General features: G+C 62.5%; 19 protein-coding genes. 10 read left to right on the plus strand and 9 right to left on the minus strand.

The window, feature by feature from the left end:
- Position 1: 1 nt before the first annotated feature.
- The 3 genes from H7A76_RS11680 to H7A76_RS11690 all read right to left on the minus strand — a co-directional run bounded on the left by H7A76_RS11680 (position 2) and on the right by H7A76_RS11690 (position 3,237).
- Positions 2-481 carry an HIT family protein gene (locus tag H7A76_RS11680; RefSeq protein WP_185698610.1) on the minus strand — a complete coding sequence of 160 codons (480 nt, stop codon included), beginning with the start codon at positions 479-481 and terminating at the stop codon, positions 2-4.
- 106 nt (positions 482-587) lie between these two features.
- Positions 588-2,195 carry a 5-guanidino-2-oxopentanoate decarboxylase gene (locus tag H7A76_RS11685; RefSeq protein WP_185698611.1) on the minus strand — a complete coding sequence of 536 codons (1,608 nt, stop codon included), beginning with the start codon at positions 2,193-2,195 and terminating at the stop codon, positions 588-590.
- A gap of 121 nt (positions 2,196-2,316) precedes the next feature.
- Complete coding sequence (locus H7A76_RS11690; RefSeq protein ID WP_185698612.1) at positions 2,317-3,237, minus strand: LysR substrate-binding domain-containing protein; 921 nt, start codon at positions 3,235-3,237, stop codon at positions 2,317-2,319.
- 226 nt (positions 3,238-3,463) lie between these two features.
- Between H7A76_RS11690 and H7A76_RS11695 the strand changes: the two genes are divergently transcribed.
- The 8 genes from H7A76_RS11695 (at position 3,464) to H7A76_RS11730 (ending at position 11,547) form a co-directional block, all read left to right on the plus strand.
- On the plus strand, positions 3,464-4,258 hold the full coding sequence (locus H7A76_RS11695; protein WP_185698613.1) for an ABC transporter ATP-binding protein: 795 nt from the start codon (positions 3,464-3,466) through the stop codon (positions 4,256-4,258).
- A 49-nt stretch (positions 4,259-4,307) separates the two neighbouring features.
- Positions 4,308-5,081, plus strand: a complete 774-nt coding sequence (locus H7A76_RS11700) for a transporter substrate-binding domain-containing protein (RefSeq protein WP_185698614.1) — start codon at positions 4,308-4,310, stop codon at positions 5,079-5,081.
- Between the two features lie 50 nt (positions 5,082-5,131).
- Positions 5,132-5,845: an ABC transporter permease gene (locus H7A76_RS11705; RefSeq protein ID WP_022640758.1), complete on the plus strand. Its 714-nt coding sequence runs from the start codon at positions 5,132-5,134 to the stop codon at positions 5,843-5,845.
- A gap of 9 nt (positions 5,846-5,854) precedes the next feature.
- Positions 5,855-6,559: an ABC transporter permease gene (locus tag H7A76_RS11710; RefSeq protein ID WP_185698615.1), complete on the plus strand. Its 705-nt coding sequence runs from the start codon at positions 5,855-5,857 to the stop codon at positions 6,557-6,559.
- Between the two features lie 42 nt (positions 6,560-6,601).
- On the plus strand, positions 6,602-7,783 hold the full coding sequence (locus H7A76_RS11715) for a pyridoxal phosphate-dependent aminotransferase (protein WP_185698616.1): 1,182 nt from the start codon (positions 6,602-6,604) through the stop codon (positions 7,781-7,783).
- Positions 7,784-7,913: 130 nt separating this feature from the next.
- Positions 7,914-9,662, plus strand: coding sequence for an amidohydrolase (locus H7A76_RS11720; RefSeq protein ID WP_185698617.1), 1,749 nt, complete (start codon positions 7,914-7,916; stop codon positions 9,660-9,662).
- The gene (locus tag H7A76_RS11725; protein ID WP_185698618.1) at positions 9,659-10,585 is read left to right on the plus strand and encodes a CobW family GTP-binding protein; all 927 of its coding nucleotides are present in this window, start codon (positions 9,659-9,661) and stop codon (positions 10,583-10,585) included. The genes H7A76_RS11720 and H7A76_RS11725 overlap by 4 nt, the downstream gene beginning before the upstream one ends.
- A 263-nt stretch (positions 10,586-10,848) precedes the next feature.
- Positions 10,849-11,547 carry a hypothetical protein gene (locus H7A76_RS11730; protein ID WP_185698619.1) on the plus strand — a complete coding sequence of 233 codons (699 nt, stop codon included), beginning with the start codon at positions 10,849-10,851 and terminating at the stop codon, positions 11,545-11,547.
- Between the two features lie 66 nt (positions 11,548-11,613).
- On the opposite strand, the gene glyA is transcribed toward H7A76_RS11730, so the two are convergent.
- A complete protein-coding gene (gene glyA / locus H7A76_RS11735; protein WP_185698620.1) occupies positions 11,614-12,969 on the minus strand; it encodes a serine hydroxymethyltransferase in 1,356 nt (451 codons plus the stop codon).
- Between the two features lie 523 nt (positions 12,970-13,492).
- On the opposite strand from glyA, the gene H7A76_RS11740 reads away from it, so the two are divergent.
- Together H7A76_RS11740 and H7A76_RS11745 are read left to right on the plus strand one after the other, a co-directional pair.
- Positions 13,493-14,095: a helix-turn-helix transcriptional regulator gene (locus H7A76_RS11740; protein ID WP_185698621.1), complete on the plus strand. Its 603-nt coding sequence runs from the start codon at positions 13,493-13,495 to the stop codon at positions 14,093-14,095.
- Entirely contained in the window at positions 14,082-14,963 is an 882-nt protein-coding gene (locus H7A76_RS11745) for a queuosine precursor transporter (RefSeq protein ID WP_185698622.1), read from the plus strand. The genes H7A76_RS11740 and H7A76_RS11745 overlap by 14 nt, the downstream gene beginning before the upstream one ends.
- An 84-nt stretch (positions 14,964-15,047) precedes the next feature.
- Here H7A76_RS11745 and queC read toward each other — a convergent pair whose 3' ends face one another.
- The 5 genes from queC to H7A76_RS11770 all read right to left on the minus strand — a co-directional run bounded on the left by queC (position 15,048) and on the right by H7A76_RS11770 (position 18,430).
- The gene (gene queC, locus H7A76_RS11750) at positions 15,048-15,746 is read right to left on the minus strand and encodes a 7-cyano-7-deazaguanine synthase QueC (protein WP_185698643.1); all 699 of its coding nucleotides are present in this window, start codon (positions 15,744-15,746) and stop codon (positions 15,048-15,050) included.
- Positions 15,747-15,864: 118 nt separating this feature from the next.
- Positions 15,865-16,419 (minus strand): cytochrome b, encoded by a 555-nt coding sequence (locus H7A76_RS11755; protein ID WP_185698623.1) that lies wholly within the window; start codon positions 16,417-16,419, stop codon positions 15,865-15,867.
- A gap of 144 nt (positions 16,420-16,563) precedes the next feature.
- On the minus strand, positions 16,564-17,451 hold the full coding sequence (cyoE, locus tag H7A76_RS11760; RefSeq protein ID WP_185698624.1) for a heme o synthase: 888 nt from the start codon (positions 17,449-17,451) through the stop codon (positions 16,564-16,566).
- 10 nt (positions 17,452-17,461) lie between these two features.
- Entirely contained in the window at positions 17,462-17,803 is a 342-nt protein-coding gene (cyoD, locus tag H7A76_RS11765) for a cytochrome o ubiquinol oxidase subunit IV (protein ID WP_185698625.1), read from the minus strand.
- On the minus strand, positions 17,804-18,430 hold the full coding sequence (locus tag H7A76_RS11770; protein WP_185698626.1) for a cytochrome o ubiquinol oxidase subunit III: 627 nt from the start codon (positions 18,428-18,430) through the stop codon (positions 17,804-17,806).
- Positions 18,431-18,433: the final 3 nt, after the last annotated feature.

An 18,433-nucleotide genomic window follows, 5' to 3' on the forward strand; every position in this document is an offset into this window, starting at 1 on the left:
ATCAGTGCCCGCCTCCGGCCGGCGTCTCGCTGACCCAGGGCACCCGTACCTCGCCGGCGATAAGGGCAGCCTGGCGTTGCAGGGTGTCGAACTTCGCCTTGGGGCCGAACAGCCCGGTGAAGTGCAGCAGCAGGCGCCCGGCGAAACCCAGGCTGTCGCCGCTACGCCGGGGGATCAGGTGCATGTGGGCATGGGGAATATGCTGGTTGGTGGCCCGGCCATCGTTGACCAACAGGTGCGTGCCCTGCACGCCGAAGCCGGCACGACGCTGCGCGGCCAGCACACCGTCGAACACCTGGTACAGGTGCTGGCGGACGAAACCGGGCAACTGGTCGAGCTTTTCCACATGGGATCGGGGAATCAGCAAGGCATGCCCCTGGCCCAGGGGATGCACGTCCATGAAGGCCATGCAGTGTTCATCGCGGTAGATCACGGCCGCAGGCAAGGCGCCAGCGATAATCTGGCAGAAAATGCAATTCATCCATGAATCCTCGAGTGACAAGGGGTGTCCCGGCCAAAGCCTGAATGTAACCCAGCTTGTCCCTGCCTGCGCGTTTCTTGCGGCGCCTTGCCGGGGCGCCGGAAAATCACTCTAGGGCCAGGTAGGCACCGGCATCGACCTCGATCATCACCGGTTGGCGGGTGCCCGCAAGACTCGCCAGCAGTTCCTGCAACTGCGCCGGGCTGGCCGCCTGGTGATAGGCCACATGGCAACTGGCGGCCAGGGCCTGGAAATCCGGGGTGAGGATATCCACCCCCAGCGGCTGGATGTCCCGGGCATGCATGTAGTCGCGGATCTCGCCATAGCACTGGTTGTTCCACACCAGCAGGATCACGCCGATCTGCGCTTCACAGGCCGCGATCAGCTCGCCGCTGGTGAATTGCAGGCCGCCGTCGCCCACCAGCGCCACCACCGGTCGCTCGGGGCGGGCCAGCTTGGCCCCCATGGCCGCCGGCAAACCGTAGCCCAGGGTGCCGTAGCCACTGCCGGCGTTGAACCAGCTGGCTGGAGCCGGGGCCTGGTAGCCGCACGCGCCCTGGTACACCGGCTGGGTCGAGTCGCCCACCAGGATGGGGGCGTCGAGGTTATCGCGCAGCAGGTCCAGCAAACCTTGCAGCCCTCGCTGCCTGGCGCTCCAGCTGGCGCGCTCGGCCTGGTTCACCCGTTGCACGCTGTCCACCGCCCAGCGCCCGCGAGCCCCCTGCGGGGCGACCTGCTCCAGCAGCGCCTGCAAGCCCTGCCGGGCATCGCCCAACAGGCCGACATGGGCCCGTTGCACCCCCATGACCTGCAACGGATCGATATCCAGGCGGATCAGCGAGCCCTTGAAGCGCAACGGTCCCAGGCCAAAGAAGTCGTAGTCGGTCTCGCCCAGCTCAGTCCCCACCGCCAGCACCACATCGGCTTCGTCGATCAGCGCCCGGCCATGGGCCGCCGACTGCACCCCATCGAGCAATAACGGGTGGGCCTGGGGCAGCAGGCCCCGGGCGTTGGTGGTCAGCGCCACCGGGGCTTGCAGGCGCTCGGCCAGTTGCTGCAGCACCTGGGCGCACCCCCGGGCCCCGCCACCGGCGAGGATCAGCGGCCGGTGGGCAGCATCGAGCAGGGCCAGCGCCGCGGCCAGCGAATCCCCGGCCGGAACCGGTGCGCCGGGCAGGCTGCGTGGCATCAGGTTGAGGTCGACGGCCGGCATCTCCAGCACGTCCAGGGGAATCTCGATGTGCACCGGCCGTGGGCGCGCGCATTTGAACAGGGCAAAGGCCCGGGCCAGGATCTCCGGCAACTGCGCCGGCGACTGCAAGGTATGGCTGAAGGCGCAGACCCCGGCCACCATCGCCCGCTGGTCCGGCAACTCATGCAGATGGCCGTGGCCCAGGTGCAGGTGCTCGCGCCGGTTGACCGTGGAGATCACCAGCATGGGCACCGAGTCGGCATAGGCCTGGCCCATGGCGGTGAGGATGTTGGTCATGCCCGGGCCGGTGATGATGAAGCACACCCCGGGCTTGCCGCTGGCCCGGGCGTAGCCGTCGGCCATGAACCCTGCGCCCTGCTCGTGGCGCGGGCTGACGTGACGCAGGCGGCTGCCATGCAGGCCGCGATACAGCTCTACCGTGTGCACCCCGGGAATCCCGAACACCGTGTCCACGCCATAACCTTCCAGCAAACGAACCAGCGACTGCGCACAGGTGGTCATCGACTACTCCTCTTGTTCTTGCGGCGGGCGACACCCTGCGCCCGGCTGATGTCGAGGGACATTAGTCGCAGCCACCGAGGCGCAACAATCGAAAAAAATCCTCGCGATTGATCAATAAAATTCACGCTTTGCCATTGCGTCGCGGTTCCGGATGCAGGCGGGTGATGCCATGCAACTGCGACTTGACCCACTCGCTGAAGGCCAGCACCACCGGGCGCTCGGCCTTGAGCGGGTCGGCCACCAGGTAATAGCCGCGGTTGGACTCGATCTCGGTGTCGAACGGCTGCACCAGCAGGCCCTTGGCCAGGGCTTCGCCGCTGATCAGGTTGTCGCCCATGGCGATGCCCTGGCCGGCGATGCAGGCCGACTGCACGAAGTGCGCATCGGCGAACACGATGCCCCGGCGCACATCGACGTTCTGCGCCCCGGCCGCCGCCAGCCAGATCCGCCAGTCGGAGTAGTCGATCATGTGCAGCAACAGAGCGTGGTCCAGCGCATCCAGGCTCTTGAGCCCGCCCATGGCGTTCACCAGGCTCGGGCTGCACACCGGGAAATAGCGCAGGGAGACGATCTTCTGCACATGCTGGTTGGGCCAGTCGCCCATGCCGTAGGCGACGAACAGGTCGACGTTGCTGTCGCTGGTATCGCCTGGGGTACGCGGCGATACCAGGTGCAGTTCGACCTGGGGATACAGCGCCTGGAACTCGGCGATATGGGTGCACAGCCAGTAGGTGGCGAAGCCCGGCGGGCTGCTGATGCACAGGCGCCCGCTGACCTGCTGGCCGTCCGAGCGCTGCCCGGCCTCGAGGATATTGGCCAGCAGCAGGTGGATGTCCCGGGCGTAGCGCTCGCCCTGGTAGGTGATGCGGATGCTGCGGCCCTGGCGCTCGGTCAGGGCGAACCCCAGGGTCTGCTCCAGGCTCTTGATCTGGTGGCTGATGGCGCTGGGGGTCAGGTTCAGCTCGCTGGCGGCTTCGGCGACACTGCCCAGGCGGGCCACCGCATCCAGGGCCCGCAGCGCCGTCATGGAGGGATAACGCATACCGATCGTGCCTCGACTGCAAGAAAACGAGTGGCTGCACGATAGCGATAATCGGCGTGCGGCAATAGCCTTGTCCGTCGCCGAAAAAACCGCCGACTGCTGAAAAAAATTTCCGTATCCGGCTAAAAAAGCTCGATTGACCCTATGCCGCCAATGGCTAATTCTCAGGCCCTACCCTGTGCCGGGGGAGCGCCCGGCCATCGCACAATAACAAGAGGGTCGACCCTTGCAATCGCAGCCCAACTCCACCCAGCGCGTGGTGGCGATCGACGATCTGCACAAGAGCTACGCCGATCACCACGTTCTCAAGGGCATCGCCCTGCGCGCCAACGAAGGCGAAGTGGTCTCGCTGATCGGCTCCAGCGGTTCGGGCAAAAGCACCCTGCTGCGCTGCATCAACCTGCTGGAGATTCCCTGCAGCGGCAGCTTGCGCATCAATGGCGAACAGGTACGCCTGAAGACCGACCGCGCCGGCAATCCCCAGGTCGCCGACCCGGCCCAAGTGGCACGCCTGCGCACCCAGCTGAGCATGGTGTTCCAGGGCTTCAACCTGTGGCCCCACCGCACCGTGCTGGAGAACGTCATCGAGGCACCGGTGTATGTCCTGGGCGAAGATCGCAAGGAGGCCATCGCCCACGCCGAGCACCTGCTGGAGAAGGTCGGCCTGGCCCACAAGCGCGACACCTTCCCGTCCTTTCTCTCCGGTGGCCAGCAACAACGGGTGGCCATCGCCCGGGCCCTGGCCATGCGCCCCAAGGTGCTGCTGATGGACGAGCCGACCTCGGCCCTGGACCCGGAGCTGGTGGGCGAGGTGCTCAAGGTCATCCAGGGCATCGCCGAGGAAGGCCGGACGATGATCCTGGTGACCCACGAGATGGCCTTCGCCCGCGATGTATCGAGCAAGGTGATGTTCCTCCACCAAGGCCGGGTGGAGGAGGAAGGCACGCCACAGCAAATATTCTGCAACCCGGTCAGCGAGCGCTGCCGGCAATTCGTCATGGCCCAGGAAAACCGCGTCTGACGTCCCGCTGCAATCCTTGAAAACAACAACTTAGATAAAGGGTCAAGCCATGAAAAACCTGCTCAAGGTGCTCGCCACCGGTTGCCTGTTCAGTGCCCTGTCCAGCCATGCCCTGGCCGCCGACAAGATCGTCTTCGGCATCGCCCTGGAACCCTACCCGCCGTTCTCGATGAAAAGCGGCGCCGGCGACTGGAGCGGTTTCGAACCGGAGCTGATCAAGGCCCTGTGCGAACGCATGCAGGCCCAGTGCCCGCTCAAGGAAGTGGCCTGGGACGGGCTGATCCCGGCCCTGCAATCGAGCCAGATCGACGCCATCCTCAACTCCCTGAGCATCACCGAGGAACGCCAGCAAGTCATCGATTTCTCCGCGCCCTACTACCAGACTCCGGCCATGTGGGTCGCCGACCAGTCCCTGGAACTCACCCCCACCCCCGAAGGGCTCAAGGGCAAGCTGATCGGCGTGCAGGGCTCGACCTCCAACGCCACCTTCGCCAAGGCCTACTACGGCAAGACCTCGACCCTGCGCTACTACACCACCCAGGACGACATGCTCTCCGACCTGCAGAGCGGGCGCATCGACGTGATGCTGGCCGACGCCCTGACCATCGAGCCGGTCCTGCAATCGGCGGCTGGCGCGGGCCTGGCCAACAAGGGCCTGGCGCCCCGCGACCCGCTGTTCGGCTCCGGCATCGGCGTCGGCCTGCGCAAGGGCGACAGCGCCCTGCAGCAGCGGATCGACAAGGCCCTGGCGGCACTCAAGGCCGACGGCACCTACGACCAGATCCGCAGCCGCTACTTCAGCGTCGACATCTCTGCCAACTAAGCCGCCCGGCGGCCTGCTGCGGCTGGCCGCCGGCGTTGACTGGATACGTCATGATTTCTCTGTCCGACCTTTCCCAACTGTTCGTCGCCGACGGCTGGCTCGGCGCCCTGGCCCAGGGCGCGCTGGTGTCCCTGCAGATTTCCGCCGGGGCCTTCGTCCTCGGCCTGGGCATCGGCCTGCTGGTGGCGATGATCAAGCTGCGCGGGCCACGCTGGCTGGTGAAGCTGGCCAACCTCTACACCACCCTGTACCGGGCCATGCCCGAGCTACTGCTGATCCTGCTGCTGTACTACGCCGGCACCGACCTGCTGAACATGGCCATGGCGGCCATGGACCGCCCGAGCGTCACGGTCAACGGCTTCATCGCCGCCGTACTGGTGCTGGGCATCGTCCAGGGCGCCTATTCGGCGGAGATCATCCGCGGCGCGATCCTGGCCATTCCCCATGGCCAGATCGAGGCGGCGCGGGCCTACGGCATCGAACGCTGGCTGCTGGTGCGGCGCATCCTGCTGCCGAGCATGCTGCCCTTCGCCATGGCCGGGTTGTCGAACCTGTGGCTGGTGCTGGTCAAGGACAGCGCGCTGATCAGCATCGTCGGCTACAGCGAACTGCTCTCGGTGGGCAAGCAGGCCGCCGGCTCCACCAAGCACTACCTGGTGTTCTACCTCGCCGTCGCGGCGTTCTACTTCGTCATCACCCTGGTGTCCGGCAGCGTGTTCCGCGTGCTCGAACGACGCACCCACCGCTGGCTGCCCCAGCACTAGGAGGCTGTGATGGATTTTTCCTGGATCAACGTTTTTTCTACCGAGCTGGTACGCGGCCTGGGCATCACCCTCAAGCTGCTGGCCCTGAGCGGTACCTGTGGTTTCGTCCTGGCGGTGCTGGTGGGCCTGGGGCGAGTGGCGCGCAACCCCCTGGTCAGCGCGCCCATGCGCTTCTACATCAGCGTATTCCGCGGTACGCCGCTGCTGGTGCAGATCTACATCCTCTATTACGGCGTCGGCAGCCTGTTCGCCGCCTACCCGCCGATCCGCGGCAGCTTTCTCTGGCCCTACCTGCGCGAAGGCTTCTGGTACGTGGCCCTGGCGCTGACCCTGAGTGTCGGCGCCTATGTCGGCGAGGTCCTGCGCGGCGGACTGCGGGCAGTGCCCCGGGGCGAACTGGAAGCGGCCCGTGCCTATGGCATGGGCTACTGGCTGACCTTGCGCCGGGTCTGGCTGCCCCGGGCCCTGGAGTTGGTACGCCCGACCCTGGTGGGCGAATGCGTGCTGCTGCTCAAGGCCACGGCCCTGGCCTCCACAGTAGCGGTCACCGACCTGCTGGGTGCCGCCAACCTGGTGCGGGCCCAGACCCTGAAGGTCTACGAGCCGCTGCTGGCGGTGGCGCTGATCTACATCGTGCTGGCCTTCGTCATCGAACACCTGTGCGGCCGCCTGGGCGCCACACCCCACAAGCAGGCGCCCCAGCGCCAGGCCTGAACCCATTCATTACGCGGGCAACGCGCCCGTGAGGAGCACCACATGCGTTATTCCCCTTTCGTCCAGCGCATCAGCGGCGAATCCGTCAGTGCCTGGGACATCCACTACGCCGCCATCGAGGCCCGTGGCCGTGGCGAGGACGTGATCGTGCTCAGCGTCGGCGATCCGGACTTCGCCACCGACCCGCGCATCAGCGCCGCCGCCGGCACCGCGCTGGAGCAAGGCGATACCCACTACACCCATGTGCTTGGGCGCCCGGCCCTGCGCGAGGCGATTGCTGCCAAGCAGCGGCGCCTGCTGGGCATCGAGGTCCAGGCGGCCAACGTGGCCCTGGTGGCCGGGGCGCAGAACGGCCTGTTCGCCGCATCGCTGTGCCTGTTCGGCAGTGGCGATGAAGTGCTGGTGCCCGAACCCATGTACCTGACCTACGAGGCTTGCATCCATGCCTCGGGCGCCAGCCTGGTGGCGGTGGAGCAACCGGCGGCCAACGGTTTTCGCCTGACCGCCGCGGCCCTGGAAGCGGCCCTGACCGACAAGACCCGGGGCATCGCCCTGGCCACGCCCTGCAACCCCACCGGCAATGTCTACAGCCGCGAGGAACTGGAAGCGGTGGCCGAGGTCGCGCGCAAGCACGACCTGTGGGTGATTTCCGATGAGGTCTACGGACAACTGACCTACGACCGCCAGCACCTGAGCATCGCGGCCCTGCCGGGCATGGCCGGGCGCACGGTGATCCTCAACAGCCTGTCCAAGACCCACGCCATGACCGGCTGGCGCGTGGGCTGGGTGGTGGGCCCCGAGGAGCTGGTGGGGCACCTGGACAACCTGCTGCTGTGCATGCTCTACGGCCTGCCGGGGTTCATCCAGGAAGCCGCGCTCAAGGCCCTGGAACTGGATGACGAGGTGGTCGACAGCGCTCGCGAGGTCTACCGCCGCCGTCGCGACCTGGTGATGGCAGGCCTGCGCCAGGTGCCCCTGCTGGACTGCCGTGAGCCAGAGGCCGGAATGTTCATGCTGGTGGACGTGCGCCGTACCGGCCTGTCGAGCATGGACTTCGCCTGGCAGCTGTTTCGCGCCACCGGGGTCTCGGTCCTCGATGCCCAGGCCTTTGGCGCCAGCGCCGAGGGTTTCGTGCGCATTTCCTTCACTGTCGCCGACGAGGTGCTCAAGGACGCCTGCCAGCGCATCGCCGGATTCGTCGAGGCCCTGGGCGCACAACGCTGACCCAGGGGCCGACGCTGGCGAGGCGGCTTGCTCCCTCGCCATGGCGGCGCCCATGAACCACTGCTTGGCCACTGCGCCTGTCGCCCATTTTTTGCCCACTGTTGAAGGGCCCTGCTTGAGAGGTTGACCCGTGACCGCTTCCGACCAATTCAACTCCACCCATAGCGCCGTCGACCAGTACGCCGAACTGGTGCTGCACAACGGCCGGTTCTACACCCTCGACCCGGCGCAGCCCTGGGCCGATGCCGTGGCCATTCGCCAAGGCAAGCTGATCGCGGTGGGCAGCCTCGCCTCCTTGAGCTCGCTGGTCGGCCCCAATACCCGCCAGCACGACCTGGACGGGGCGTTCTGCATGCCCGGCCTGCACGACATGCACACCCACCCCGACCTGGCCCTGGCGCCGCGCTATGCCGACGACCTGGACGTGGGCATCGAGGACCCGACCCCGGAGCAACTGGCGGCGGCGATCCACGCCTATGCCGACAGCCATCCGGGCGACGGCTGGATCTACGGCCAATACTGGGTGCGCTACACCTTTCGCGAGGCCGGCCTGACGCCGGGCCGCGAGTGGCTGGACAGCATCATGCCGGACCGCCCGGTGGCCCTGCTGGACCGCATGTGGGGCACCATGATGGTCAACTCCAAGGCCCTGGAACTGGCCGGTATCGATCGCCATACCAGCGACCCGCGCAATGGCTACCTGGAGCGCGACTCGCTCACCGGCGAACCCAACGGGCTGCTGATCGACGGCGCCTACGCGCTGATCCACGCGGCCATGCCGGCGACCCCGGTCTCGGTACTGCGCCGGGCCTATCGCGATGGCGTGCACTTCCAGACCTCTCGCGGGGTCACCGCCACCAAGTACGTGCACGTCTGCGAGAACCGCTTGCAGGCACTCAAGGAACTGGACGACGCCGGCGAGCTGACCCTGCGAGTGGAAGCCGCCATCAGCTGGCAGGACGATATCTTCCCGGTACGCCGGCGCTGGGAGCTGCTCAGCGGCGAGCGGCACTTCTATCGCAGCTCGCGGTTGAGCGCCAACGCGGTGAAGTTCCATTTCGACGGCACCGTGGAGCCCAAGTCCTCGTACCTGCTGACCCCCTGGCCCGAGGAGTCGAGCTGGCGCGGCAAGCTCAACCTGACCCCGGAACACATCACCGACATGGTGGTGGACATGGACCGCCGTGGCCTGCGGGTGATCGCCCACTGCACCGGCGACGGCGCCTCCGACGTGTTCCTCGATGCCGTGGCCGAGGCCCGGCGCCGCAACGGCCACAGCGGCGTACGCCACCAGTGTGCCCACAGCACCTTGCTGCACCCGGGCAACCTCAAGCGCTTCCAGAGCCTGGACGTGATCGCCGAGTTCTCCCCGGCGGCCTGGTACCCGACCCCGTTCGCCAGCGGCGCGCGCTCAGGCTATGGCCAGGAACGCCTCAAGCGCATCTACGACTTCAAGGGCGTGCTGGCCGCCGGCGGCATCGCGGTGTTCGGCACCGACTGGCCGGTGGCCTCCATCGACCCGTGGCTGGCGCTGGAAACCATGGTCACCCGGCAGAACCCCTGGAACCAGGAACCCGACACCTTCGGCGACCCCATCGGCCTGGAGCAGGCGCTGCAAGTGGCGACCCTCAACGGCGCCCATGCCATGGGCCTGGAACACCTGACCGGCAGCCTGCAGGTCGGCAAGTCGGCGGACCTGATCGTGCTCGACCGCGACCTGTTCGCCCAACCGGCCCGCAACTACATCCACCACACCCAGGTGCAACTGACCTTCGTCGAGGGCCAGTTGGTCTACGACCGCCAGGGCACCTTCAGCGACACGCCGCTGCAGGCGGTGTGGGAAGGCCTGCCACCGGTGATCGAGGGCCAGGAGCCATGAACAAGCTGCCGAGCATTCCGGTCACGGTGGTCTCGGGTTTTCTCGGGGCCGGCAAGACCACCCTGCTCAACCGCCTGGTGCAACGCGCCGACAGCGGCCGGCTGGCGGTGATCGTCAACGACTTCGGCGAGCTGAACATCGATGCGGCGATCATCGCCGAGGTCACCGACGCTGTGTACAGCCTGCAGAACGGCTGTATCTGCTGCACCGTGCAGGAAGACCTGCTGGCGCAACTGGTGAGCCTGTCCAAGCTGCGCCCGGCCCTGGAGCGGATCGTCATCGAGTGCAGCGGTATCTCCGATCCGCAACGCATCGTGCAGACCATCGGCTACCCGCAACTGCGCGACCGCCTGCACCTGGATGCGGTGGTGACCCTGGTGGATGCCAGCGGTTTCCAGGCCCTGGAGGGCGACATGGCGCGCCTGTCCCGGGCCCAGGTGGCCTGCGCCGACTGGGTGCTGCTGAACAAGGTCGACCTGGTCACGCCCGAGCAGTTGCAGGCGATCCGTAGCAGCCTCGCCTGCCGCGCCCCGGTGTTCGAAACCGTACAGGCCGAACTGCCGGACGAACTGTTGCTGGCACCGCCGGTACGCTCCAGCGAGGTGCTGTTCAAGGCTTTGCCCCAGACCCACGACCAGTTGTTCGAGAGCTGGGTATGGAACAGCCCCCGGCCCTTGCAGGCCAAGGCCCTGCGCACCTGGCTGGCGCAGTTGCCGGCCGACCTGCTGCGCCTCAAGGGGCTGGTACGCCTGGACGGCAGCGAGCAGCCCTACTGGTTGCAGCATGTGGGCAGCCGCAGCCAGTTCACCCTGGCCACCGGGCAACCCACCGAACATGCCGCGCAACTGGTGTTCATCGCCCGCCGCGGCAGCGACCTGCGCCAGGAACTGGAAGCCGGGATCAGTGCCATTCAAGTGGCCTGAAGCCAGGGGCACGAACGACGCTCAGCTACTCTCACCTGCTTCGCCTCCATCCGCTAGCGTTCCTGTCCGACCAGGAGCGCTTGCCAATGGAGCTCCGTTCATCGGGGAATCTTCCTCCCTCTGGCCGGTCTGTAAGGGCTGCCCGGACTCTCCAAGCGCTTGGTCCGTGACAACGGCCCTGCGCTCCAATAGATTAGGCGCCCCCGAAAATCCCCCCGGGCTTTTCGCGCCTCAAACCTGTCAAACCAAGTAGTGGATGTTCAATGCCTGATTCCAACACCGAAGAATCCGTGATCGCCTTGTCCAGCAAGACCGAATACGAAAACGCCATGCATCTTTCCCAGCATGTGCCCCAGGCCAAGAGCATCAGCGAGATGGTGCTCGACGCCTTCCAGAGCTCGAAAGAAAGTGACCAGATTCGCGAACTGCGCGCCGCCATTCGCCAGGCCCACGACAGCTTTGACGACGATACCGCCTATGAACTCATGGGCCAGCTCAAGCAACTCAAGGATGCCGAAGCCGCGGACCTGGCCGCCCTCGAGGACCTGAGCAAGAAGTTTCCCATCAGCCGGATCCTCTCCAGCTACAAGGACGACCCGGACTTCCAGGAACTGGTGTATGGCCTGGCGCTCAAGGTGCTGAACCAGACCCACCAGGCCATCAGCAACCCGAGCGGCAAGAGCAAGGCATCGCGGCCCAAGAAGGAAATGGAAGTGTTCGCCATCAGCAAGGACGGCATCAGCGTGACCCTGCCGATGCGCCCGCGCTCCAAGGCCAATGCCGACCGCGAAGCCTTCGAGTTCCTGGGCTTCAGCTTCATCGGCGAAGGCGAAGAGGCCGAGCTGGAAAGCGAGGTGTTCGTCGACAACCAGGGCAACGAACAACCGGCGACCCGCAAGAACATCGTCACCGCGATCCAGCAGCAGACCGCGTTCGCCGGCTACAGCGCCATCCAGCAGTAAGCCGATGCCCGGCCGACCGGCCGGCTGGCAGCCCCGTATTCATGACGAAGGCGGGGCTCGCCCCTCTCAACGATCCCCATATTCGACAATCGGGTACATCGCGCACAGCGCCTCGGTCTGCCGCCGGAACTGCTGCTGCAAGGCAGGCTCCAGGATGTAGTGTTGTTCGCCGTGGGGCTTGACCTGATCCAGTATCCGACACACCAGGTCGACGAGCTCGCGACACCCCTGGGAATCCAGGTAGCGCTGGGCAATGGAGCCGGTGCCAATGCACAGGCCATTGGCGGCAAAGGCTGGGCGGACTTCCCCCGGCCCACGCTTCTTGCTGACGATGATCGCGCACTTCTCGAGCGCCGATTCAGCGATGGAGCCGCTGATGCCTCCATGCAAGCGCAGCAGGATGGTGTGATTCTCCGTGCCGCCGCCCACGACCTCATAGTCCCGCTCCATGAACGCATCGGCCATTTCATCGGCGATGGTGCGCACCCGTCCCATGTAGGCATCGAACTGCACCGACTTGGCATAACCCAGCGCGGCCGCCTTGGCGGCGATCATGTTGACTGCCGGCGCCCCCTGCATGCCGGGAAACACCGCCTGGTCGAGCACTCGACGAAAGCTCGACCTGAGACCCGGCACCTTGGTGTCGGCATCGCGTCCCGAGAGAATCAACCCGCCGCGAGGTCCGCCGAGCTGCCTGTGGGTACAGCAGGTGGTGACGTGAGCCGAATCGATCGGGCTCGGGTGGCGCCCGGTGGCCACCAGCCCGGCAATATGGGAAATATCGGCCAGGAGAATGGCTCCAGCCTCATCGGCGATGGCACGAAAGCGCTGGAAGTCGACGATCCGTGAATAGGCCGTCGCCCCACAGATGATGATGCGCGGACGATGGGCCAGGGCCAGTTGCCGTACTTGCGGGTAGTCGATGACGCCTTGGGCCGTGGTGCCGTAGCGGATCGCCTTGTAATGGACGCCGCTGAACGCGAGGGAACTGCCATGGGTCAGGTCGCCACCATGGTCCAGGGCCATGCCGAGGATGGTGTCGCCAGGCTCGGCCAGGGCCGACAGGACCTGGTAATTGGCATTGGAGGCCGAGTGCGATTGCACCCCGGCATACTGGGCAGCGAACAGTTCCTTGGCCCGGCGAATCGCCAGGGATTCGACCAGATCGGCATTTTCGCAACCAGCATGACGGCGCCGACCGGGAACGCCCTCGACGGTGACGTTGAGCAAGGCCGAGGCAGATGCCGCCAAGGTTCGGGGGCCCGCCGCGCAAGAAGACGAAACCAAGGACAAGGTGCGGTGCTGACGTGTGATTTCCGCGTCCAGGATGCTTGCCAACTCGGCGTCTTCGGTTCGTAATTCGGCCAAACCACGTCGCAACAGGTCTGCCTGGGTCCTGAGTGGTTCAGTATCGGCTGCCATGGTTCTGTGTCCCTTCCTTGTATGTCGCATGCCACGAACGAAGGCACGCTTCCTGGGTTTTACGTTCGTTTGGGCACAACGGGCTAATCCATCCCTGGCGATGACTGTACGAGATGTAACAAAATTAATCAAAAAATTGAACATAAGCCACATTAAATGAGGCTTTTCTCGAAAAATCAGGCCAACGCCAGCATTGCTCTGCTGCACTTCTTTGCCATCAAGTCTCAAGACATCCGGCTGCGGGGCTGTATTGCAGGACCGGCGCATGCAACACTTGTCCGCCGTGATGACCTAAATCGGATTATTTCAATGATTTGAGCGCACACTCCGCTCAGCGAAACATTCCAGGATGGATCCGCGCCGGTTGAAAGAGCATCGGTGTCATAACCAAAACATGAAAAATCCGGGCAGGCTGCATGCCACTGCGGCCCGACATTGGGCTACGGGCAACTGGATGTCGTGCGTCAATTGGTCATCATGAGCTTCGATGCATTAGGACTATAGGGAAATAGTGAGGTACTGGATGCACAAGAGAGAAAGAACAGAGTATTTAAAAAGCAATATTAAATACCTGATTAAAAGTCGCGGTGAGACACAACTATCCTTGTGCAACGCCAGTGGCCTGACCAGAACCACCATCTATAACATCCTGGAAGGCAAGGTCAGTAACGTCCAACAATCCACCATCCGCAAGATCTCCGACTTCTTCGGAATCTCCTATGAAGAAATCGAAACCGTAAACTTCGAAGAAAAGGAGATCATCGACAGCAGCATTTCCCCTCAGGGAAATATGAACCCCGCAGCCGTTCCGATCATCAACGAACGCCAGCTGCTGGCCAATATGGACAAACGCATAGGTGAACTGGCAACGCGTTTCCCGTTGACCTACTACTTCGGCACCTCTTACAACTTGATAGCGGTATTGCTAGAGCATGAGATCGAAGGAAGGAATGAGCCAGGAGACTTGCTGATCGTACAAAAAGGGGCGTCGTCCGAGGAAAAGGAAAAACTGGTCTACGACAGGTTGGCAAAAAGGTTGTTCATCGTGAATGAAGCCGACACCAACCCGGAACGGATTTTTATCGTGGGCGATATCATCGAGGAACGATTCAATGACTGCATATGAAGGAGATGTCGAGAACAACAAGTACAAACTTCTAGGTTTTGAGAATAACAAGAACCTGGCCGTGATCATGATCATCGACACAGGCAAGGTCATAAAAATAAAATTAAGTGAATTATTAAAAAGCGAAATAATGGACAACCTCAACAAGATGGAAGTTAAAAATCTCTACAAAAAGTTCTACTCCCAAGGAGGGGCACTCACTGCATACGACCTGAACGACCGTAATGAAAACTCATGGATGATCTACATCATCCTCAACCTGCTGCTCTTTACCTTCTATATCTTCACCAGCATTGCCGCGACCAAGCCAATTTTTCTCGAGTCGCTGGGCATCATCGTCACGCCCGGGACCTTTCTCTATCCCTTGACCTTCCTCATCGTCGACTTACTGAACGAAAACTTCGGATTGAGGTTAGCGAGAAGAGCTATTCTTTTTGCCTTTGCAAGCAATGCGATGATCATCATCTTGCTCTATGCATCCACCTTTCTCCCAGGGCTGCCCGGCTGGAAACTCGACACACCTTATAATGATGTGATTATTCAAGTGTCCTCCGTACTGGTGGCTTCCTCTGTCTCCTTCCTTGTTTCTGAAAATATAAACTCATATCTGCTGTGCAAGATAAAAGAGCTCACGAACTCCAGATTCCTTTTTCTACGAATATTCTTGAGCACGCTTTTTGCCGTCATCATCGACAGCTTCGTCTTCTGTTTCATTGCATTCTATGGAGCGATGCAAACCAGCGACATCTTGAACATGATCTATGTGCAAATTGCGATAAAAGTTTGCTTTGCATTCTTCAACATATTACCCGCTTACGGGGCAAGATCTCTGTTCAAGAGATACATAACCGATAGCCAGACAAACTAACTCATAGCCTACCGTTGGGGTTCAACACCCACTTGCCAAGCAGATTCGATGCTGAGTTCCAACGGTAAACGAAAGATCAAGACTTCACTTCAGGTTCAGCTTGCTCTTCAGGCTACTCATGACCTCGACCTTGTTCGCCAGATAGCTATCCAGGCCTTTTTTGCGCAGGTTGCAGGCGTCGCAATCACCGCAGCCACCCCCCATGATGCCGTTATAACAAGTCAACGTCTGTTCACGGATCAAATCCAGTTGATTGTGATAGTCAGCCAGCGCCCATGTCTGCGCCTTGTTTAGCCACATCAATGGCGTTTCAAGACGCAATTTGTACTCCATTCCCAGTTCAAGGGCTTTGTTCAAGGCTTTGACAAACTCGTCACGGCAATCGGGATACCCAGAGAAGTCGGTCTCGCACACCCCGGTAATGACGGTTTCGGCCTGTACCTGGTAGGCATAGATTGCGGCCAGGGTCAGGAACAGGATGTTCCTCCCAGGAACGAAAGTGCTGGGCAAGCTGTCGCCTGAACTGTTCACGGCAGGCACCGGGATGTTGTCCCGGGTGAGGCTACTGATTGCCAGTTCATTGAGCAGCGAAGCATCCAGAACCTTATGGACTGTTGCACCGAGTTGTCTTGAAAGCCGCTGCGCGGTTTCTATTTCGGCGTGGTGGCGCTGGCCATAGTCGAAGGTAATACAGTGCACCTCGTCATAAAGCGGCAATGCGTGGATCAGGCACGTTGTCGAGTCCTGTCCGCCACTAAAAACGATAACGGCTTTTTTCTTCATCATTCTGCTTCCTGCATGAGTCGAGTCATTTGAATACTGTCGCAGCCCATTCAAGGGCTCTCGATAAAATACCCGTACTTCTCTCGAAAACGGGGCTTTCTACTTCCCGGCAGCGATCTCAAGCGTCGCCGCCACCCCCCAGCATACGACGCAGGATATGCCCCTGGCCCTTGGCACAGTGCAAGAGCAACGCCGCGACATGGCCAAGGATCACCACCAGCAAGGTCCAGCCCAGGAGGCTGTGGAAGTTGTTGCCCAGGTCGGTCATCCACTGGATCTTCGGCCCTTCGAAGCCGCTCATCACCGGCAGGCCGAAGGCGGAGAATGCCCGCCCCGAGCCGTACTGGCGCAGCAGGCCGAAAAACGGAATGGCGAACATTCCCACATACAGCAGCCCATGCCCCAGCGTTGCCAGGAGGTTGAGGCTCGGTGGCCGGCGACGGCGACTCAACAGGCTCCACAGCACCCTCGCCAGCAACAGGGCCATCAGCAACAGGCCCACCTGCTTGTGGGTCGGCCAGAGGAACTCGTCCAGGGCCGAATCAGCCAGCAGGTAATGTGCACCGGCGGTGCTGTAGATCCAGGCGAAGGCCAATGCCATGGTCCAGTGCAATCCGCGACTGACGGCGCCGTAGCGCTCCTTCGAGTCGTATAGTTCGATACCGCGTTCCATTCCATCCACTCAAGGTTCATCACGGCGGCGCATTTTACTCGCCCAGGCAACAGCTTCGGGCCTAAAGCTTTAAATGATGTGACCGCCATGCAATGAAAAAGCCCCGCGCTTCTTGCGAAGGCGGGGCTTTTTCTTGGCCCGGGCTTAGTGGGCGTAGGTCAGCAGCAACTCGGTCGGGGCCTTGAAATCCACCGACATCATCACGCTCAGCGCGGTGATGGTGAAGATCGAGAACACGAAGAGCTTGCGGGCCCACACGGTGTCGTCCACCGCCTTGTAGCCGGTCCAGGCCATGTACAGCCAGTACATGCCCATCGCCGCCGCTACCGCCATGTAGCTCATGCCGGCATACCCGCTGAAAGTCAGCATCAGGGTCGCCACCAGGAACGCCAGGATGTAGAGCAGGATGTGCTTCTTGGCCACGCGAATACCGCGCTTGACCGGCAGCACCGGGATCGATGCGGCCAGGTAGTCGTTGAAGCGGAAGATCGCGATGGCATAGGAATGCGGCATCTGCCACAGGCTGAACATCACCAGCAGGGTCAACGCAGCCATGTCGAAGCTGTTGCTCACGGCCACGTAACCGATCACCGGCGGCATGGCCCCGGACAGGCTGCCCACCAGCGTGCCGTGAACCGACTTGCGCTTGAGGTACAGGCTGTAGAGGCCAACGTAGATGACAAAGCCGATTACCGCGAACAGCGCGGCCAACGGGTTGGCCACGTAGTACAGCAGGGCGACGCCGGCGACGCCGAGGATGGAGGCATAGGCCAGGGCCACTTCCAGGGAGATCAGGCCCTGGACCAGCACCCGGTTCTTGGTGCGCTCCATCTTCAGGTCGATGTCACGGTCGATGCAGTTGTTGAACACGCAACCGGACGCTACCACCAGCGAGGTGCCGATCATGGCGGCCAGGAAAATGGCCAGATCGACATGCCCCTTCGAGGCCAGGAAGAACCCGCCTGCCACCGAAAGCACGTTACCGAAAATGATCCCCGGTTTGGTGATTTGGATAAAGTGCTTGAGCGACATCGGGTCTACCTCACTTCGCCATCATGACGGTGTGGATGCTGAACATGATCCACAACGACAGACCAACCAGCAGGACAATGACCAACGCGGCGAAGATGAACGCCACCACGTTGTTACGCTGCGCCGCGGAACGGTCCAGGTGCAGGAAGTACACCAGGTGCACCAGCACCTGGATCACCGCGAACGCCAGGACGATCCACAGGGTCACGTCCTTGGGCAGCGATGGGTACATCACCAGCCCGAACGGGATCACGGTCAGGATCACCGACAGGATGAAGCCGATGGCGTAGGACTTGACGCTGCCGTGGCCGGCGTCGTCGTGGCCATTGTGGGAATGTGATGCGTTAGCCATTTACATAGTCCCCATCAGGTAAACAACGGTGAATACGCAGATCCACACAACGTCCAGGAAGTGCCAGAACAGGCTCAGGCAGCTCAGACGGGTCTTGTTGGTGGAAGTCAGGCCCTTTTTCCAGACCTGGTACATCATCACCGCCATCCAGATCAGGCCGCTGGTCACGTGCAGACCGTGGGTACCGACCAGGGTGAAGAACCCGGACAGGAAACCGCTGCGGTTAGGGCCGTAGCCCTCGGAGATCAACAGGTGGAACTCGTTGACCTCCATCACGATGAAGCCCAGGCCGAACAGGAAGGTCATGGCCAGCCAACCCAGTACCTGGGTTTTCTTGCCCTTGTACAGCGCCAGCATGGCGAAGCCGTAGGTGATCGAACTGAACAGCAGCAGCGCGGTTTCACCCAGCACGTAGGGCAGTTCGAAGATGTCGTGGCCCGACGGGCCACCGGCAACGTTGTTCACCAGCACCGCGTATACCGCGAAGATCGACGCAAACAGGATGCAGTCGGTCATCAGGTAGAGCCAGAAACCGAATACGGTCATCTCGCCCGAGTCGTGGTGGTGGTCATCGTGTCCATGGTCATGACCATGGGCGTGTCCAGCATTCATCACTAAGTTCGACATGGT

The sequence above is a fragment of the Pseudomonas sp. MSSRFD41 genome (assembly GCF_014230245.1).
GTDB classification, from domain to species: Bacteria; Pseudomonadota; Gammaproteobacteria; order Pseudomonadales; family Pseudomonadaceae; genus Aquipseudomonas; species Aquipseudomonas piscis.

Bases quoted from the DNA above. Each gene is read 5' to 3' on its own strand.
- H7A76_RS11700 (WP_185698614.1), top strand. From the start codon at position 4,308: ATGAAAAACCTGCTCAAGGTGCTCGCCACCGGTTGCCTGTTCAGTGCC.
- queC (WP_185698643.1), bottom strand. From the start codon at position 15,746: ATGAAGAAAAAAGCCGTTATCGTTTTTAGTGGCGGACAGGACTCGACA.
- H7A76_RS11725 (WP_185698618.1), top strand. From the start codon at position 9,659: ATGAACAAGCTGCCGAGCATTCCGGTCACGGTGGTCTCGGGTTTTCTC.
- H7A76_RS11680 (WP_185698610.1), bottom strand. From the start codon at position 481: ATGAATTGCATTTTCTGCCAGATTATCGCTGGCGCCTTGCCTGCGGCC.
- H7A76_RS11685 (WP_185698611.1), bottom strand. From the start codon at position 2,195: ATGACCACCTGTGCGCAGTCGCTGGTTCGTTTGCTGGAAGGTTATGGC.
- H7A76_RS11690 (WP_185698612.1), bottom strand. From the start codon at position 3,237: ATGCGTTATCCCTCCATGACGGCGCTGCGGGCCCTGGATGCGGTGGCC.
- H7A76_RS11715 (WP_185698616.1), top strand. From the start codon at position 6,602: ATGCGTTATTCCCCTTTCGTCCAGCGCATCAGCGGCGAATCCGTCAGT.
- H7A76_RS11770 (WP_185698626.1), bottom strand. From the start codon at position 18,430: ATGTCGAACTTAGTGATGAATGCTGGACACGCCCATGGTCATGACCAT.
- cyoD (WP_185698625.1), bottom strand. From the start codon at position 17,803: ATGGCTAACGCATCACATTCCCACAATGGCCACGACGACGCCGGCCAC.
- H7A76_RS11705 (WP_022640758.1), top strand. From the start codon at position 5,132: ATGATTTCTCTGTCCGACCTTTCCCAACTGTTCGTCGCCGACGGCTGG.
- H7A76_RS11745 (WP_185698622.1), top strand. From the start codon at position 14,082: ATGACTGCATATGAAGGAGATGTCGAGAACAACAAGTACAAACTTCTA.
- H7A76_RS11710 (WP_185698615.1), top strand. From the start codon at position 5,855: ATGGATTTTTCCTGGATCAACGTTTTTTCTACCGAGCTGGTACGCGGC.
- H7A76_RS11740 (WP_185698621.1), top strand. From the start codon at position 13,493: ATGCACAAGAGAGAAAGAACAGAGTATTTAAAAAGCAATATTAAATAC.
- cyoE (WP_185698624.1), bottom strand. From the start codon at position 17,451: ATGTCGCTCAAGCACTTTATCCAAATCACCAAACCGGGGATCATTTTC.
- glyA (WP_185698620.1), bottom strand. From the start codon at position 12,969: ATGGCAGCCGATACTGAACCACTCAGGACCCAGGCAGACCTGTTGCGA.
- H7A76_RS11730 (WP_185698619.1), top strand. From the start codon at position 10,849: ATGCCTGATTCCAACACCGAAGAATCCGTGATCGCCTTGTCCAGCAAG.
- H7A76_RS11755 (WP_185698623.1), bottom strand. From the start codon at position 16,419: ATGGAACGCGGTATCGAACTATACGACTCGAAGGAGCGCTACGGCGCC.